This window comes from [Mycoplasma] cavipharyngis, from assembly GCF_042984175.1.
In the GTDB taxonomy this organism is placed as follows: domain Bacteria; phylum Bacillota_I; class Bacilli_A; order Mycoplasmatales; family Mycoplasmoidaceae; genus Mycoplasma_N; species Mycoplasma_N cavipharyngis.
Genome location: NZ_CP155569.1, coordinates 226,877 through 245,660 on the forward strand (window position 1 = coordinate 226,877; position 18,784 = coordinate 245,660).

16 protein-coding genes and 1 pseudogene are annotated in these 18,784 nt (G+C 25.0%); 5 read left to right on the plus strand and 12 right to left on the minus strand.

Annotated elements, in window-relative coordinates:
• Positions 1 to 18: 18 nt before the first annotated feature.
• From MCAV_RS00880 to MCAV_RS00895, 4 genes and pseudogenes are all read right to left on the minus strand, one after another.
• Positions 19 to 1,068: an ATP-dependent 6-phosphofructokinase gene (locus MCAV_RS00880; RefSeq protein ID WP_391592013.1), complete on the minus strand. Its 1,050-nt coding sequence runs from the start codon at positions 1,066 to 1,068 to the stop codon at positions 19 to 21.
• A gap of 702 nt (positions 1,069 to 1,770) precedes the next feature.
• Positions 1,771 to 3,129 (minus strand): annotated as a pseudogene (gene eno / locus MCAV_RS00885) (phosphopyruvate hydratase); the annotation flags it as partial.
• A 60-nt stretch (positions 3,130 to 3,189) separates the two neighbouring features.
• The gene (locus tag MCAV_RS00890; protein WP_391592014.1) at positions 3,190 to 3,840 is read right to left on the minus strand and encodes an MPN555 family protein chaperone; all 651 of its coding nucleotides are present in this window, start codon (positions 3,838 to 3,840) and stop codon (positions 3,190 to 3,192) included.
• 12 nt (positions 3,841 to 3,852) lie between these two features.
• A complete protein-coding gene (locus MCAV_RS00895; RefSeq protein ID WP_391592015.1) occupies positions 3,853 to 5,784 on the minus strand; it encodes a hypothetical protein in 1,932 nt (643 codons plus the stop codon).
• A 190-nt stretch (positions 5,785 to 5,974) separates the two neighbouring features.
• Between MCAV_RS00895 and MCAV_RS00900 the strand changes: the two genes are divergently transcribed.
• Positions 5,975 to 7,177: a hypothetical protein gene (locus MCAV_RS00900; RefSeq protein WP_391592016.1), complete on the plus strand. Its 1,203-nt coding sequence runs from the start codon at positions 5,975 to 5,977 to the stop codon at positions 7,175 to 7,177.
• Here MCAV_RS00900 and MCAV_RS00905 read toward each other — a convergent pair.
• From MCAV_RS00905 to tpiA, 8 genes are all read right to left on the minus strand, one after another.
• The gene (locus MCAV_RS00905; protein WP_391592017.1) at positions 7,167 to 7,898 is read right to left on the minus strand and encodes a hypothetical protein; all 732 of its coding nucleotides are present in this window, start codon (positions 7,896 to 7,898) and stop codon (positions 7,167 to 7,169) included. The genes MCAV_RS00900 and MCAV_RS00905 overlap by 11 nt on opposite strands.
• Positions 7,899 to 8,006: 108 nt before the next feature.
• A complete protein-coding gene (locus MCAV_RS00910; protein WP_391592018.1) occupies positions 8,007 to 9,473 on the minus strand; it encodes a hypothetical protein in 1,467 nt (488 codons plus the stop codon).
• A 26-nt stretch (positions 9,474 to 9,499) separates the two neighbouring features.
• Complete coding sequence (locus MCAV_RS00915) at positions 9,500 to 10,897, minus strand: DUF31 family putative serine protease (protein ID WP_391592019.1); 1,398 nt, start codon at positions 10,895 to 10,897, stop codon at positions 9,500 to 9,502.
• 280 nt (positions 10,898 to 11,177) lie between these two features.
• A complete protein-coding gene (gene deoD / locus MCAV_RS00920) occupies positions 11,178 to 11,900 on the minus strand; it encodes a purine-nucleoside phosphorylase (RefSeq protein WP_391592020.1) in 723 nt (240 codons plus the stop codon).
• A 15-nt stretch (positions 11,901 to 11,915) separates the two neighbouring features.
• Positions 11,916 to 12,680 carry a 4'-phosphopantetheinyl transferase superfamily protein gene (locus MCAV_RS00925; RefSeq protein ID WP_391592021.1) on the minus strand — a complete coding sequence of 255 codons (765 nt, stop codon included), beginning with the start codon at positions 12,678 to 12,680 and terminating at the stop codon, positions 11,916 to 11,918.
• Between the two features lie 81 nt (positions 12,681 to 12,761).
• A complete protein-coding gene (locus tag MCAV_RS00930; protein ID WP_391592022.1) occupies positions 12,762 to 13,079 on the minus strand; it encodes a DivIVA domain-containing protein in 318 nt (105 codons plus the stop codon).
• Between the two features lie 24 nt (positions 13,080 to 13,103).
• Positions 13,104 to 14,636, minus strand: a complete 1,533-nt coding sequence (gene gpmI / locus MCAV_RS00935) for a 2,3-bisphosphoglycerate-independent phosphoglycerate mutase (RefSeq protein WP_391592023.1) — start codon at positions 14,634 to 14,636, stop codon at positions 13,104 to 13,106.
• A gap of 84 nt (positions 14,637 to 14,720) precedes the next feature.
• Positions 14,721 to 15,512 (minus strand): triose-phosphate isomerase, encoded by a 792-nt coding sequence (tpiA, locus tag MCAV_RS00940; protein WP_391592024.1) that lies wholly within the window; start codon positions 15,510 to 15,512, stop codon positions 14,721 to 14,723.
• A 389-nt stretch (positions 15,513 to 15,901) separates the two neighbouring features.
• Here tpiA and MCAV_RS00945 point away from each other — a divergent pair, with 389 nt between their 5' ends.
• Genes MCAV_RS00945 through MCAV_RS00960 form a run of 4 tightly spaced genes read left to right on the plus strand, consistent with a single transcriptional unit; the run spans position 15,902 to position 18,781 of the window.
• A complete protein-coding gene (locus MCAV_RS00945) occupies positions 15,902 to 16,663 on the plus strand; it encodes a hypothetical protein (protein ID WP_391592025.1) in 762 nt (253 codons plus the stop codon).
• Positions 16,664 to 16,675: 12 nt separating this feature from the next.
• Positions 16,676 to 17,353, plus strand: coding sequence for a hypothetical protein (locus MCAV_RS00950; protein WP_391592026.1), 678 nt, complete (start codon positions 16,676 to 16,678; stop codon positions 17,351 to 17,353).
• 19 nt (positions 17,354 to 17,372) lie between these two features.
• Positions 17,373 to 17,927, plus strand: a complete 555-nt coding sequence (locus MCAV_RS00955) for an MSC_0623 family F1-like ATPase-associated protein (protein WP_391592027.1) — start codon at positions 17,373 to 17,375, stop codon at positions 17,925 to 17,927.
• Positions 17,927 to 18,781, plus strand: a complete 855-nt coding sequence (locus MCAV_RS00960; protein WP_391592028.1) for an MSC_0622 family F1-like ATPase gamma subunit — start codon at positions 17,927 to 17,929, stop codon at positions 18,779 to 18,781. Before MCAV_RS00955 ends, MCAV_RS00960 begins: the two co-directional genes overlap by 1 nt.
• Positions 18,782 to 18,784 lie beyond the last annotated feature (3 nt).

The window sequence follows — 18,784 nt, forward strand, 5'->3', positions numbered from 1 at the left end:
ATTCCTTACTGTTTTTATTTATTTTTTTTGATTTGAAAAATGACAATGACAGCAATCATTTTTAATTGTTGTTAATGAATTATTTCAAGCAATTAATTCATGCCGTTTAACAGTTGTCATTTGATTAGCAGTTTTTAGTTCAGTAGTGTAGTATTCTCAACCATTAGAACCAATTGCTAAATTGAATTGGTTATTTACAATTAAATCAACTGCTTTTCTACCAAAACCAATCGCTAATTTAATTTCATTAAAAGTTGGAACAGCACCACGTTGTAAATGACCTAGAACCATAACACGAGTAGTGCGATTAGTTTGTGCTTCAATTTTTTGAGCTAAAGTTGATAAATCATCTAATTGTAATTTAAATTTAGGCCCATAAATTTTTTCAGTAATTAAAAATAAAACACTACGTTGCTGATTTAATTGCGTTTGATTAATTACTGCTAAAAAATCATCTAAACTAAAAATGTTTTCATTAGTAACAATAGCATCTACTAATCCAGTAATACCAGCAAAAACTGATAAATCAACACAATCACGCCCCATGGCTTCTATTAAAAAAATTGCTTGGTGTGATTCACCTGTTTGCCTTAAGTTTTTTAAACAATTTAAAATTTCTTGAGCTGATGAATCAAAACCAATTGTTACTAATGAAGAGTTAACATCATTATCAACAGTACCAGGAATTGTAATTACAGGAAAACCTAAATTAGCAATTGTTTCTGCTCCTTGATATGAGCCATTACCACCAATTACTACTAGTGCTTCAATTCCATGTTGTTTTAAATTATTAACTGCTTGTTGTCGAAGTTGTTGATCATTTTGAAATCGTGATGATCTTGAACTGCCAATAAAACTACCCGAAGTGTGCACATGTTGTTTTACTTGATGATAATTAATTGGTTCAATTAAGTTATCAATTAAACCTTCATAACCATTTTTAACAATATAAACTTGACAATTAGCACTAATTGCTTGAGCAGTTAAGCCATAAATTGCTGCATTCATTCCAGGAGCATCACCACCAGAAGTTAAAACGGCAATTTTGTATTGAGCCATTTGGTTCATAAATTTATTAAATTAACCTATTATTTTATTTATTGAGCAATAACAACTAAAAATCTAAAATAATCATGCAAAAACAACAAAACATGAAACTGTCATTAATTTCATATTTTGTTGTTTTCATTAAACGATTAACTTTTAGTTCGAATCAAAATTTTGTTCCCAACAAGTAGTTATAAATAGTTTGATCAAAAAAGTTTATCAACTTTGAAAGATTATAATACTTTTAACAAAAATATTTAAAATTTATAAAATTTTTTAACATTTGTTGATTATAACACAACATTAATTCTATTTATAAAAATGATTAGTTGAATTAATCTAATTTTTTTAGTTTTTATAATTTAAGAATCATTATTTATTCTTACGTGGTCGGCCGCGTTTGTTTTTAGTTTTTTTGTGTGTTTGAGTTTTTTTAGTTGCTAAACTACTTTTACGAACCGATTTCTTTTTAGGTTCAATTGGTAATTGATCAACTGTATCAATTTCTAAAACTTCTTCAACAACTTCTTGAACTGGTTCTAAAACCATTTTTTGTTTGCTAGAAATTTTTTTCTTTTTAGTAGCAACTTTATGAGTTTTATCAGATTTTTTTACTAAAGCTAATTTTGATTCAAATTTATATTCTAAGTTTAGTTGATTGTTAAATTCACGACTACGTAATAAACTATGATCTAAATTAGTGAAAACACCAATTCCTGAATAGTAAGATGAACTACGACCTAATTCCATTTCAATTTCTAATAATCGGTTGTATTTAGCAATCCGTTCAGAACGTGACATTGAACCAGTTTTAATTTGTCCAGCATTAGTTCCAACTGCTAAATCAGCAATAGTTGTATCTTCAGTTTCACCAGAACGATGGGAAATAATATAAGTTCAACCAGCATCGCGCGCAATTTTAATAGTTTGTAAAGTTTCAGTTAAAGTACCAATTTGATTTAATTTAACTAAAACAGAATTAGCTAATTTTTCTTCAACACCAACAGTTGTAATTTTTGGATTAGTACAAAATAGATCATCACCAACAATTTGTACTTTATCACCTAATTGCACCATTAAAGCTTGAAAACCAGTCCAATCAGTTTCATCTAATGGATCTTCAATTGAAATAATTGGATAGCGATTAACTAAATCAACTAAGTAGGCAATCATTTGCTCTGAAGTTTTAATAGCAGATTTATGATCCATTAAACCTCATTTTAAAGCTTTTTTGAAAGTATAAACTCTTTCTTTCTTATCATATAATTCTGAAGCAGCACAATCTAGAGCAAAAGCAACATCACCATCATTAATACCAGGATGATAATTGGCTTTAATTATTGCTTGAGTCATTAATGATAAAGCTTCTTCACTACTTTTTAAATTTGGAGCAAAACCACCTTCATCACCTTTGTTAATGTTATAACCTTTTTCATCTAAAATAGTTTGCAAGGCATGAAAACATTCACTAGCAATTCTTACTGCTTCATGCATTGATTTAGCACCAATTGGCACGAACATAAATTCTTGAAAATCAATACTATTATCAGCATGTTCACCACCATTAATAACATTAACTAATGGTACAGGCATTGCTAATTTAATACTGCTACTACCAGCAGTAACTTTTGAGCCTAATAAATCATTAACATAGCGATAAAAAGGAATTCCTCTAACATTAGCAACTGCTTTAGCAACAGCTAATGAAATTGCTAAAATAGCATTAGCACCATAACGAGATTTGTTTTCAGTACCATCAATCGCAATTAAATTTTGATCAACTTCTTCTTGATTAGCAGCATCAATATCATTTTTAATTAATTGAGGACCTAATACAGTATTTATGTAATTAACAGCTTGTTTAACACCTTTACCGTTATAACGGGTTTTATCATTATCACGTAATTCTAAAGCTTCTTTTTGACCAGTTGAAGCACCAGAAGGAACCATTGCCTTAGCAATTGCTTCTTTAGTTTTAGATAACATTTCACTAGCGGTTACTTTTGCTAAAACAGCAACAGTAGGATAACCTCTAGAATCTAAAACTTCATATGCAAAAATATTTTTAATTTTAATTGTCATTTTTAATACAGGTTGAGATTTTAATTTTTCAATTATTTATTTTTTTAAATTATTTATTAGTTAACTAGCCTTTTTGGCTTCAGAACTATTTTCATTTTTCTGTTGTTCTTGTAATCGTTTTTGATGTTCTGCTTCCATTCTCTTATTGAATTCATCTAACTGAAAATCAGGTTTAAAAGCATTCATTAAACGTTCTGAAATAATTTGATCAAAAATAGTTTTTTTAATTTCTTCAAATTTTTTACGGTTAGCTAAAAACTCACGAATCGATTGACCAGTTTGTTGATAAAAACGATCTAAACTTTCTTTAGTTTGCTCATCAGTAACAACAATACTAAATTGTCGGGCCATATCAGCAAAAATTAATTCTCGAATGATATTTAAGCGTACGATTTCTTTAATTAAATCATCTTTTAAATCATTACGGTGTTGTTTAAATTCTAATTCGCGTTGTTTTAATTCATTAGCATCAAGTTCTACTTCATATGATCTTGAAATTAAGTCCATAACATGATTAAAATAATTATCACGTAGTACCATTTTATAAACTTGTTGTTGTAATTCTTCTTGAGAAATATTAGGATTATTCTCACGTACCCCTTTTTCCATTTGTGATAGAATTGCTGGTTGAATATTCAATTCTTTAATTACAATTACTTGACCTCAGGGAATTGGTTTTTTTGATTTGATTTTTGATTTAAGTATTTCCATAATTAATTACTTTTATTGTCATTGATTTAAATTATCTAAAAAGTTTTTTAATGTTTTTTGATAGTTTAATTCTTCATTTTTTAGATTAACTAAGCATTGATTAAATGTTTGTTTTAAAGAGGAGACATCAACATCAGGAATGGTGTTTAGATTAATTAGTTGTTCAAACTCAGCTTCATCACGTTCCTTATAAAGTTGTCGTGTTTTCTCATTGTATTGAACTAAAGCCTTAGCGATGTTAATATACAATTGATATTCTGGTGAAAAACCACGTAAAGATTCACCAACATGATTTAAGTATTCAGCACTTAAATTAATTAATAAGTAATCATGCATCCAACCACGTTTGTCATTTGTTCCTTTTCACAAATGAGTTCAAGGAGCATTTTCATAATGGAATTTTGCTAAAAACTTACGAGCTTCAGAATTAAACTCTAAGTTAACATTAGTTCAATATTGTTGGTGTTGATCTAAAATATTAGTTGTAATATTTTCAACATCTAAACGTAATTTTTCAATTGTTTTTTGAAAATCAGTTTGAATGTATCCAATATCTGATTTAATAAAATTATATTTATTGTCAAATAATTCAACTAATTTTGCTTTACTTGCTTCAAATTCTTTAGTAAACTTACCAACATTTTCATTTTCTAAAAATTTCAATTGACTTAATTGTTCATGTAATTTACGACGATCAAAAACATAATCACGTTCAATTAACATTTCCATATTTTGAAAATCATCAATTAATGGTTTAATTTTATTACTGTATTTATGTTTTAGTTGTTCAATCCGAATTTTTAGTTCTTGACGATTTAAATTTAGTAACAAATCAATTTCATCTTGACTTAAATAAGCTTTGTCATTACTATAAATTGATTCTTGTAATTTCAGATTTTTTTCTAATTCTTTAATTTTTTCATCATAACGTTTTTTAGCATAAGAGATCAATTCGTTCAAATATTGATTAGCTTTAGTTTGTTTTTTTAATAACATCCGTTTGTAATGATTAATTACTTGAACAATTTGTTGAAAATCTTTATCTTGTTGTTCGCGAATTTCACGAACCATACGATCAATTTGTTGCACATCAAAATCATAAAACTTACCAAAAGGCACTTTTAATGACTGGGCATTAATTAAACGTGATTCTAATTTTGCTTTTAAAAAATCTTGAAATTTGGTTAATTCAGTAGGTGGCAAATCAAAGTGACGTAAAATTTCATTAAACTGATATTCATTATCAATGTTTAATTGTTTTAGTTGTTCACGATAATTATTTAATTCTTGTTTTACATATAATTGATAATCTAAATATAAATTACCAACTTGATAAAGACACATACGGTTTTTATAACCAATAATGTTATTGCAATATTCGCGATTGATTTCAACAGTTTTTAAATGATGTGATCAAGCAATATTACGCAATCGGGCTAATTCTTCTTTAGAATCAGGAATTAACTCAGCAGGATTATTTTTTTGTTTTGTATAATCTGCTAATAAAATTTTATTTTTATTGATATTAGCATATGCTGTATCAATTTGAGAACGATAACGATTAATTACAAAAGCTAAACGTCGTTTAATAAATTCAACATCTTCTGAAACTAAGTCTAACTTTTGAATTTCAGAACGTTGTTTTTTATAAATTTCAATTAACTTGTTGCAATTTTCAATAATACTAGAATACAAAAAAGAACTCAATTTAGATTTAATTAAATTTTGTTCATACATTTGCTTCAAAGCCAAAATTCGATTTTGTTGACTTGGTCGAACTAAATCAATATTTAATTTTTTAGCTAATTCAGATCGATCTTCAATACCAGTAATGTTATTTAGCGAATCAGAACTAAAAGTTTTTTGTTTTTTTAATGCGTTATCTTTTTCAGCTAAAGCACTACTAGTTTTTTTCTTTTCTGAATTGTTTTTTCTTCTTGCCATTTTTATTTCAATACCAACTTGTTTGTAAATGGTTTTATATTTAGCCTAAAACATTCTTAATTTTTCAGAATAAATTTTCAAACTAAAAGTAATTATAAATAATTTATTTTAAATTTTAAAAAATATAAATTACATTTTTTTGTAAAATATTTTTGAAATCAGTTTAATTATTTTTTATAATTTCTAAAATATGAAAATTCCTCATCTTAATTTTAAAAAAATTATTTCCTTAAAAAAGGCTTTAATTATTAATGATGATTATCGTTATAACAAACGTTTTTTTGAAACAATCATTCATTTAGTGACTAAAGAAAACCCAGAAATTGAAATTATTTACTTTGCAACTGAACATTATGTCAAAATCGGTTATCAATTAGAGAAAATTTGAGAAAACTTGCAAAATTTATTGCAACAAAAAAATAATCCTAACCAATTAGTAATGCTTTTAATGGATGGATTAGAATACTTTAGTAAAAAAAATTTTAATTTTAATTTTAATGATAACTTTATTTTTTATGGTATATGTTCTAATTTTATTCACTGAAACAACCGTAATTTATTTTTACAACTAATTCCTAAATTTTATTGTGAACGTGTTTTAAACTTAGCTTATTTACTAGAAAATCAAAAATGAAATGATTATAACCAACTAATTTATCATTATGCCTTTCATCTATCTGAAGCTAATAATTTAGTTAAAACTAATGATAATTGAAACATTATGATTGAAAATTTGATTAGTCAAAAATTAGGTTTTCTAGAAAATAAAAAAATTAATAGTTGGACTTTAAGAAAAATTATTCGCCAAATTGCTAGTTGTAGTTTTGGTGCTTTTTCAATTGGTAAGTTTTGTGATGACTATGATTTACGTTATGAAAGTGTGATGTTAGGCATTAAGTTTTTAATTGAAATTAAGTTAATTACAGAAATTAAGTATATTTTATTTAATGACTTTCATAGTAAAAAACGACAATCAATGTATCTTTTAAACCACACTTTTATTTATTTTTATTTATGTCACTATTCACAAATCAACATTCCTGTAGAAAATATTGTCTTATCACAACTAATTAAGGATTTTAATCAATTTAACCAACACGCACCAACTAGTTATAGTTATCAAATGATTAAAAGTGATGATGATTCATTATTGAAATGTAAGTTTGGGTTATTAGAATTTAAGATTGATTTAAAAAAAGACAGTTATCAGAAAATCATTTTAAGTGCTAGTATGATGCAAAAAATTTATAATGTTGATACTGAACATTTCAATTGTCTTCCAATTAATCATAAAAGTTTTTTTGAGCATAAAAAAATTAATATTATTTCTGATTTAACTTATCAGAAAAATAATATTAACTTATTTGATTATTTAGTAAAAATTAGTCTTTAGCATGAAATCCAAAGCAAATTTGATCAAAGTCAATCTCTTCTTTTCAGTTTTGAAAAGAAATGTGACTATAACAATTAGATGTTAAATTATCAATTGCCACAGTGTAAATGTTAGCTTCAAAAGCAGTTTTAATTAAATGAGAATTTTTAGCAATAACAACAATTTGGTTATAACGTAATTGATATTGTGATGCTCAATCTAAAATATCTTGACTAGAATCAAACCGAATAAAATGATCTTCTAAATATTTTGTTTGATACTCTTTTGGGATCGAAAAACATAATTTAATAAAGGGATATTTTTTAGCTAAATTAAGTTTTTCTCAAATTCAGTTAGTAAGTTGAGAACAATTATAAAGATAACTTGTAATATCAAAAACTTGGTATAAACGTTGCAACTCTAATAAAAAATGAGGATTAATAAATTCTTCACTAATTTCCTGATTTAATACTTCTAGAAGCGATTGGTCATAAAATTTTAATAAAACTAATTTGGGTAACTCAGCAATTTTAGGATAAAGTTGAGCACACTTGTTTTGAAATTCTTGTCAGAATATTAGTTTTTGATTGGAAGTATTAAGTGTAATTAATTTTTTAATTAAAGCATTTGAGAGTTTAAATTCAGGATCGATTTTAGCAAAAACTTTTTTTCAAGCTTTAGTTTTATGATATTCTAAATGGATGAAAACATCATTAAATTCAATTATGAAAGCTTTTAGCATAAATAAATTAAAAACTATTTTATATCTTAAGAATAAATTATAAATTGATTTTTAACCCTAATAAAAAAATCTATTTTAATCATAATTCTTGATTAATTATTGGTGATTTTAGCAAAAACTAGGTAAAACTAAATGCTTAGTCTGAGATTTATTATAATCTGAAGTTGAACTAATACTATAACTTTCTAAAACTGATCGATTCTGATTTTGCTTGCTAATTTCATCTCTAAGATAATTGCAAAAAGAATTATTAGCTGGTGTGTTTGACAAATTAGTTTGTGAACTTCCAATTAAATCATAATGCCCTGGATCAGTAAATTTAGTAATTCATCCGTGTGAATCAACTAGTAATGGTTGTTTGTTTTGCTTTTTTGAATTATCATCATCATTTACTTCTGCAGTAATACCTCAATAAATACCATTTAAATAAACTTCTTGATGATTATTATCATAATGAACAAAAATTGAACCTGATGCTCCTGGTTGCAAATTTAGTTGGTTAATAACATAATCACTAACAAGACTTGTAAAATAAGTATGATTTTGAAAATTGATCGTTGCAATATTTTGATCATTTTGAAAAACATATGGTGGATAAAAATTGCCACCATCTTCTAAATTAGAGTTTAAATTTTGTTGACTTAATTTTAAGTTCACCATGCCAATTTTAGTTTTTGGATTATTAGCTTGATTAATATTTTTAGGAAAACCTAAAATATAACCATCAGTATTAGACTGATAATTGAATTTAACATCTTTATTTAAAACGTTATTAATAAAAAGTGTTTGATATAAAGATCAATTATTATTTAATTGATGTTGTTTTAAACTAAATAAATTAGCAAAATCTAATTTTAAAATTGCCAAATCTGCTGCAAAACGGTGCTCAATTCCTTCTTGATCAAAAAAGGAATTTTTTTGTTGCTGATTCGATTTAATTATTTTTCATTTATTGTTATTATTTTCTGACACTAAAATTTGATAATCATTAATTTCAAGATTAGTAGCAGTTCAAACAATAGGATTAGCATCATAATGATTTTTAAAATTTAAATAATTATTTGCTAAATCAAAACTAATTTGCTCTTGATCTAATAACTGATCTTCAGTTGGTTGTTCTAATTGCAAATATGGGTTGTAATGAAATTGAGCCTTAAAATTTACTTGATTGTAATTAAGAAAATTTTTAGCAAAATGTAAATTAGTAGCAACATAAAAATGATAATCATTTTGATTAGAACTAACTTTTGCTAAAATTGTTCCTGTACCAATATTAATAACATTTTGATAAGTTGTTGTTAAACTAATCACACGTGATTTTAAAAACTGAAAAATATAAGCATTTGACTGATTATACTTAGGTATTGAATAAGTGCTGTTTTGAGCATTTTCAGGATTATTAGTATGATTAATGCTATTTTTTAAATAACTTAAAATGGGAAAGTTACTTGTTTCAGCAATCGGATTATTAACTAAAAAATTACCCTTATAACTACAAGCAGATAATAGTAATAATGATTTTGTTAAAACAAAAAAGAATAGATTTTTCCAAGAAAAAAGTGTTTTTAATTTCATGAAGGATTTTTGTTTTTATTAAGATATTAACAATAACTTAAATTTCTTAGAAAAAGATTGTCTTTTTTTACACTACTAATTGCATTACACAAATTGTTTTCTGTTACTGGAGTTTGTTGGTTATTAGCTTTAATTAAATTATAAGTATTGGAATTAATGAATCTAGTAATTTTGCCTTGAAAAGAATTTTCATCATCAGCATCTTGAAATCCACCCCAATAAATTCCTGCAATTTTAAATTTATTTTTTTCATTTTGATTTGGATCATAATTAAGTAAAACTGATCCAGAAGATCCACCACCAATTTTTAAACTATTAATTGAATATTCAGAAACTGGAGAATAAAATTCTTCTGTTGTATTAGGAGTTGTATTAACTTTTAATAAGTTATCAAAACTATCATCAAACAATGGGTTGTTTCTAATAAGAACCCGATCTTTAGGAATGCTATTGCCTTTGACTTCAAAGTTAACTAAACTAGTTGCACTAGTAATTGTATTGTCATGTTCAACTGATGGATAACCAGCTAAATAACCATGAGAATCAATTTGGTCACTAAATTTAGTATCATTTTGTTTTTTAGCAACATTCTCTCTAATATACTCTAAATAACTTTTTAATAAATGATCATTTTTAGCAAGCGCATACTGATAACTAAGACTAAAATTAACTTCAATGACACTAGCATCTGCAGCAAATTTAAAACCTTCAAAATTAGTTTGATTTTTTGAAGAATTAATTTTTTTTGGTGAAATATTATTTGATTGGGTTACTGTTTTATTAGTTTTAAAATTAGTAGCATTTCAGTGAAACCCACTTCTACCTAAGTTAAATGGAACATAATCACCAGTATTTCTTAAACTATTAAAAACTGAAACAGTACTATTACTAAATCCTAATAATTCATCACGAGAAGGTAAATTTTTTGTTGCTAAATAATTTTTAAAAAAGGGACTATAAGCAAAATTGTATAAACTAACTGGTCCATTATTAAATATTTTTTCATAATTATTAATCGATTGACTATTTCGATCGTATCAAAAATTATTAGCAACATGAACATTAGTTAAAACATAATATGATCAATCTCGCCCCTCAACTGTTGCTTGATTAGATGGACCTAAAATTCATCCAGTCCCAAAAGAAATTTTAGCACTACTATCAAATCCAGCACCATATTGAATTGCTGAAATAGAAATTGCACGAGAATTAATGTATTCAAATAATTCTAAATTATTTTGATTGTATTTAGGAATATCAAATTGTAAGTTTCGTGTTGAGCGAGCAATTTTGTTTTGAGCAAACGTTCATGCTTCAATGTTAGTTCTAGGGATAAATAAATCATCAGGAAACAATCCACAACTTGTAACAGTTATTGGGATTAGAGCAAAAAAGAATCCAAAAATTTTTTTATAAAATTTCATGCTGACTACTCCTTGTAACTTGATCAACAAATCATTGATTATTACTTTAAAATTGAATTTTTTATTATTATTAATTAAAAAAAGTAATATTGTTTTTTACATTAAGATCAACAATATTTACTTTTTTAGTTTTATCAATCTTAAATACTTTATTATAAGATAATTATTAAGATCATTAAACAATTAGATTTACTTATTTTAATCATTATTAACAAAGATGATGATCAATTTTTAAAATTAAATTAGTAATTAAATTAATGATCAAAAGCAAATTAATCAATTATTGATTAATCAATTCTACAGCCATATCTAAACCTAATTGTATCATATTTTTAAATCCAGTTTGTCTTTGATCAGCTGACATTGATTCATGAGTTATCAAAGAATCTGAAACAGTTAGTAATACAAGAGCTTGTTTATTAAACTTAATAGCATTAGCATATAAAGCAAATGCTTCCATTTCTACTACTGCAGCTTTAGTTCTAGTTACTGTTTGCTGATAATTTTCCACATTATAAAAAACATCAGAAGCATATGATCGAGCTGTTTTAGTAGCAATATTTAAATTTTTGGCTTTTGCTTGTGCTAATGTTACTAATGATGAAGATGCTAATAATACACCATGATCAGTTGTGATCCCAATTCCTTTGGCATAAGAACTTTCTGAATAAGTTTGATCAGCAATAATAACATCATTTAGTTTGAAATTAAGATCTAAACTACCACATGAACCAACGCGAATAATAGTATCAACATCAAACATTTCTGGATTAAATAGTTCATAACTATAAATTCCCATTGATGGATTACCCATACCATGACCCATAACACTAATGCGTTTGTTTTGATATTTACCAGTAAATCCTAACATCCCACGAACATCATTAATTTGAACTACATCAGTTAAAAAATTATCAGCAATTCACTTAGCTCGTAATGGATCACCAGGCATTAGTACAACTTTAGCGAAATCAGATTTTTTTGCTTTAATATGTGGAGTCATAAATTTTAATAATAATTAATTAATTTTCATTACATAGTTTAATCGATCAATTAACTGATCAATTTTATTAGTTAACTTGTTTTCAATTTCACCTAATGAATGAGCAACTTGATTTAAGTTATAATTATTTTTATTAGGATCTTCTAATTGATCTTGCATTTTAGATAATGATTTTTTAATATCTTCTAAACTATGAATTAAATTTTGATTGTTGGCTTTTGGATCAAAATTATTAATTAGTGCTTGAGTTTTTTCTGATAATTGTTGCACCATTTCACTAGTTAGTTCATGATTAGTTTTTTCTAATGATTTTGTTGCAAGATTTGGTTTAAAACCATAAGTATCAGTTGTTTTATTTCAATTACTAATTTGCAATCTTAAAGCTTCATCATTAGTATCAATATCTAATGGTCTAATTGTTAAATCCCGTTCAATTAAAACACAAGCAGCAGCACAATGGCCTTCTGAATATGTTAAACTTAATAACCCTTCAACTGGTAAGTTATTAGGACGAAATGATAAATGACCATTTTCTAAACGGATTAGTTCAATTTTATCTAAAGCAATATCATTTCGTTTTAGTGCTTTAAAGACAGCTTCTTTAGCACATCAATGCGATGTTAAAAACCGCACTTGACCTTGATGATTGTTAATTTTTTTAAAAGTTTGATATTCTTTGGGGCTTAAAAAACGTTTGATCAAAAATTTATTTATTTTTGAAATTCGATGATCAAAACGTGCTAATGGTTCTAAATCAACACCAAATCCAATAATTTTCATATTTTATTTTTTCTTTTTTAATTTATTTAGTATTAATAATTTTATTATGATTTTTTAAATAACAATTAAATCATAAAATTTTTAAGAAGTAATTTTTTTAGTAGTGGTATTTAAAAAACTATTATATCCTGCTTCTTCTAGAGAATGAATTACTTTTTTTAGTTCAATAATTTCATTATTTAAATTTTTATTGATTGAATTAGTTTGATCAACCTGGCTTTTTAGATCAATGTTAGTCTGTTTTAGAGTTTGCAATTGCTGATATAAAATACTAATTCGATCTTCTAGTTCATCTAAAAATGAATCAACATGCACCATATTATATCCACCAGTTGTTGCTTGTTTAAATTTATAATTTTTAATAATGTGGATAATATTATCTTGAATTTTTTTCTGCATTTTTTAACAATAATTATAATTGATTTAATTTTTTTTAATTAAACTAGTTCCTGTCATTGATTCAGGTTGTTTAATATTTAAGTATTCTAAAATGGTTGGTGCAATATCTGCTAAAATGCCATCAGTGCGCAGTTTAATGTTAGGATTAGAATCAGTAATAATTAAAGGTACAGGATTAGTTGTATGACTAGTTGCAGGTTGATTAAATTGATCTAATTTAACTTCAGCATTACCATGATCAGCAATAATAATGCAAACCCCATTTAATGATTCAACTGCTTTAGTAATAATGCCAATTTGTTGATCAACTGTTTCAACCGCTTTAATCGTTGCCATAATGACCCCAGTATGCCCCACCATATCAGGATTAGCATAATTGAGAATTACAACATCAAAATTACTTAATTCAGGTAAGAGTTTTTCAGTAATTTCTTGTGCAGACATTTCTGGTTTAAGATCATAAGTAGCAACTTTAGGTGAAGGAATTAAAATTCGTTTACATTGGGCTAAAACCACTTCTTTACCACCATCAAAAAAGAAAGTGACATGAGGATATTTTTCTGTTTCAGCAATCCGTAATTGTTTTAGTTGGTGCTGAGCTAAAACATCACCTAAAGTATTAGGAACTGAAAATGGTGGATAGATAACATTATCAATAATGATTTTTTCATAAACCATCATTGTTGTTAAATAAATGTTTTTTAATTTAAATGATGGTTGATAATCATATAAGTTTTCTGAACCACGGATTAAATGTGCTAGTTGTCTTGCTCGATCAGGTCGAAAGTTAAAAAAGAAAACAACATCATTATCACTAATTTGTTTATTAGCAAAATCTTCTGGCAATGCTGGGTGAATAAATTCATCAGTAACATTATTATTATGTTCACTTTTTAAATAAGTAATTACATCATGATAACGTCTTTGACATTGGTTTTGACTTAAAGCATTATAAACCAATTCAGTGCGTTCTCATCTACGGTCTCGATCCATAGCATAATATCTTCCTGAAACTAAACCTCATGAACCATTAGTAGCTTTTAATTTTTGATCAACAACAACAAAATCAGATAACGAGGCATTTGGTGATACATCCCTACCATCACTAAAAGCATGTAAAATATAATTTATTCCATGTTCTTTAGCAGCATCCATAAAAGCAACTAAATGATCAATGTGTGAATGGACACCACCATTTGAAACTAAACCAATAACATGTAATTTAACTTGGCGTTTTTTAACAATTTCAAAAATTTTTAAAAATTCAGGTTTATGATAAAAAACTTTATTTCTAATATCTTGATTAATTAGTGATAAACCAGTATAAACAATTCTTCCAGCACCTAGATTCATATGTCCTACTTCACTATTACCCATTTGATTATCTGGTAGACCAACTGCTGCTCCTGAAGCTTTTAGTGTTGCATGTGGATACTTATTTCATAATCGATCATAATTACTAGTGTTTGCTAAAGCAACAGCATTACCTGGATTAGCATTAGTTAAACCTCATCCATCCATGATACATAAAACGATTGGTTTTTTAATTTGATTCATACTAAAATTTCTTACTTTTTAAAATTAAATTACAACTAATTTTGTTTTATATAAAAAAAAAAAAAAAAAAATTAAGCAAGAACACTAGTTTTGCTTAATTGATTTAATTTGCATAATTTTATGTGCCATATTAATAAAAGTTTGTGGACTTAAACTTGCTCCACCAACTAATACTCCATCAACATCAGCTAAGTTAATAATTTCAGCAACATTATTTTCATTAACAGAACCACCATATAAAATAAAATTATCAATTGCTACTTGTGAATTTCACATATTAGCAATAATTTTATATCTAATGTAATGAATAATATTTTGAATTTGTTCTAAAGTAGCTGTTTTACCTGTTCCAATTGATCAAATTGGTTCATAAGCAAAAATCACTTGCTTATAATATCTTGTGTCTAAATCTTTTAATGTTGTTTCTAATTGATCTTTTAATACGGCTTCAGTTCTATGGTTTTCATAATCTTCTAATGTTTCACCAAAACAGAAAACAACAGTTAGATTAGCAGTTACTGCTGCTTTAAGTTTTTGAGTTACAACATTAATGTCATTATGAAATAATTGTCGTTGTTCTGAATGACCAATTAGTGTGTATTTAATACCATCAGCAGCTAATTGATCAGCAGAAACAGCTCCAGTATAAGCTCCTGATGGTTGATCAAAAGCATCTTGAGCTAAAATAACAATTTTATTATTTTTTAATTCTTTTTTTACTGTTAATAAATGTAAAAAAGTAGGAGCAATACCTAAAATACAGTTTGATTTTTCTTCTAATCAATGTTGATTCAAAAAATTAATATAATCACTTACTTCTTGCAAATTTTTATTACATTTTCAATTGCCAAACAAAAGTTTAGGTCGTAGATTCACAATGTTATCTCAGTTCTTTATTTAATAATTACTAATTATAATACTTTTAAACTAAGGATATCAAAATAATATTGCACCTTTTTGATTATCATTATTTCAAATTCAAAAATGATAATCGATCATAAGACTAAATCCTAATCAAATTAACTATTTAACTTTTTGGTTGTTAATTTGAAAATATTATCTAAATTTAAAAAAATTAATGATGATTTTTTAAAATTTAATATTAATTAATCAAATTGCAAAATATTATTAATTTATAATTTATTAATAATTAATCACAAAAGAATTGTTAATCATTGTTATAATAGAGAGACATTTAAAAATAAAATAGATTAGATTGAATTGATTATTGGTGTTTTAATTTGATAATTGAAAATTAAGTTAATATGAAACAAAAGTGAATTTTTATTCAGCAAAACGATCTTTCAGAAGTAAATTATGGCAGTATTAAAAAATATCAACAATTCAGTGTTTTTCTTACTTATGCAACTTTATTTGTCTTATCATATTTGACAATTCATTTTTTTTCAAATAATGTAAGTTCAATTGTTGGTTCAAAAAAAAGCATTGTTTCAAATGTTGCTGATTTTATTTTTCAAATCATTCATACTGGATTTGCATCTTATTTTTTAAGTTTATGTTTTGCTCGTTTTTATCATAATCACAAAAGTTTTAAATATTATTTAGTCTGAATGGTGATTTATTATTCTAGTGGTATTATTAGTTTTGGTTTATGATTCCAATTTCAAAAATTAATTGTTTTTGAAACGAATGATTGAATTGATTTAATTTTTTTCAGATATGTCGTTTATTTTTTATTGTATGCAGTTTTATTAGAAATTATTTATGCGATTTATTTTATAAAAGTTAATGCCAAAGTTGAACCACTAAAGATTTTGAATTACAAAGTTAAAATTTTTAATTTAGTTGTTTTTTCAATTTATGTTTTAATTCTTTTAATTCTTTTTAGTGGTAATTTAGATCAAACGATTATTTTTGTTAATGAAAAATTAGTTCCCTTTTTTTTATTAGAAGATTTTAATGTCGCTAATATTCTTAGAAATGTTTTCATTATTTTTATTGCTATAATTCCAATCTTATTTTTATTTGGTTTAAACATTAATTTAAAAAAATATGCTAATCCATAAATTATTACTCGTTTGTTTAGAAGTCGTTTAACTATTTCTTTTTTATTAGCTAATTTTTTATATTTTATTATTAATCAATCTCAATCAATTCGTACTTTTTATTTTGGTACGATTAATTATGTTTATTTAATTTTTGTAATCATTGCCATTATTGCTTTTTTTGGTTTATTAATTTGAAATCGAATTTATTTTAATTCTTCAATTTATTATTTTTTACTAGTTAGTTTTTTCTGATTTTTAATGTCATGATTTTTAGTTATTTTATACATTAGTAGAGATACAGTTAATTTCTTTTCTAAAGTTAATTCGATTATGTTAGCAATCATTATGATTGTTGTTTTAATCACTATCTTTTTTAATAATTATTTATTAAAAAAATACATTAATTTTATTTTTAATACTTTATTACAATTAACAGGATTATTATTTATTATTTTGTATTTAATCAATTTTAATTTACCTGAAATTAATCTAACTACTACAGATCCATTTTTAATTTTATATTTTTTAATTGCGATCTTTTCACTCTTGAACATTAATATTTTATTAATTGTGTTTATGCGTTCACTAAAACGTTTAATGAAAACTAAAAACCAGAAAATCAATTGATGGACTCATCTAACTAATCGCTCAAAAATTCAAAAACCAAATAAAGTTAAATTAACTAAAAAAGCAGCAGCAATCATTTAAACAATAATCAACATTAATTATGAAACAGACAAATTTGAAAAATTGACAAAAAAATTTAAATAAGTTTTTTACTGATTTTAAATCTAATCATAAAAACATTAAACATTCATTAAGCGAAGAAATTGCTATTCAGTTTGATAGTATTATTAATAATCCCACAAGTTATGTTAATCGAATTGAAAATTATCAAAACATTATTTACTTACAAAATTTTTTTAATCAAGATAATCCTGCTTTTGATCAATTAATTAAAGAGATGCAACAAGCTTTAAATTTAAAAAAACAAATTATTTTTTCTGAATTTATTATTACTTGATGATCTAATACTGATGGTTATTCTAAACTACCAATTTTAGGTAATAAAAAAAATAATTTAAGTAGTAACATTGAAATTTATGATCCACTAAATTCTAAAAATCCTGATTTGATTACTACATTTAAAGCATTAGATCATTTAATTGTTCATGAATTAAAACATAGCAATTTACATTTACTTTTAAATGATTCAATTATGATTGCTTATTCAAAAAATAATGGTTATTTTTTATTGTATAAATTTGGAGTTAATCATTAATGAAAATTAATCAACAAGCTGAACTAAAAGTAAAAAATCTAAATATTCTAAAAAATTATTTAAATGTTTATTTTTATGAAACTTTATCGTTACTAAAAATTAGAAGTCGTTTATTTAATAATAAATTAAATGAAATGTGATACATTAGAAGTTTCTTTTTAGAAATTGAACATAAATATCATCAAAAATCATTTTTTTATTACAATAATCGCAATAGTGAAAAAAATAATTTTAGTTGCTTGTATGTTTATATTTCTGAAAAACTAAAACTTTCAGGTGTTTCATCTGAACAACATGAATTGAACTTATTAAAAAAATTACAAAAAAACGATAAATTAATTGTGATTGGTCAAGCAGCAATTGAGTTTAGTGAAAAATATGATCTTAGTCCCTTACTAACATTTCCTAAAAATCAAATTGAAATTTTAGGTGAATTGAAAACTTTAATTTATGAATATTATTTAACTGGTAAAGTTAATGAAGTTAAATTTGTTTTTGTTAGTGATCGTTTAATTGATGGTGATGTTACTATTTTACCAATTAATAAATTTGTGATTCGTAATGATTGAAATAACAATTTAAATGAAACAGTAGATATTACTAAATATCATATTTATCCTAATTTAAATCAATTTCAAGACAATTTAGCTGCAATGTATGTTGAAAGCGTCATTTATGGAATGATTTTTGAAGCAAGTTTTTATTTATTAAAAAAACGTTTATTAAAAATTCGTAATAATATTAATGAAGTTGATAAAAAAATTTCTGCGTGAAATTATCAAATTGTTAAAAACCGTTATGAAGAAATTAATAATGACATTATCATAACCCATCAAGATGATAATAATTTTTAAAAA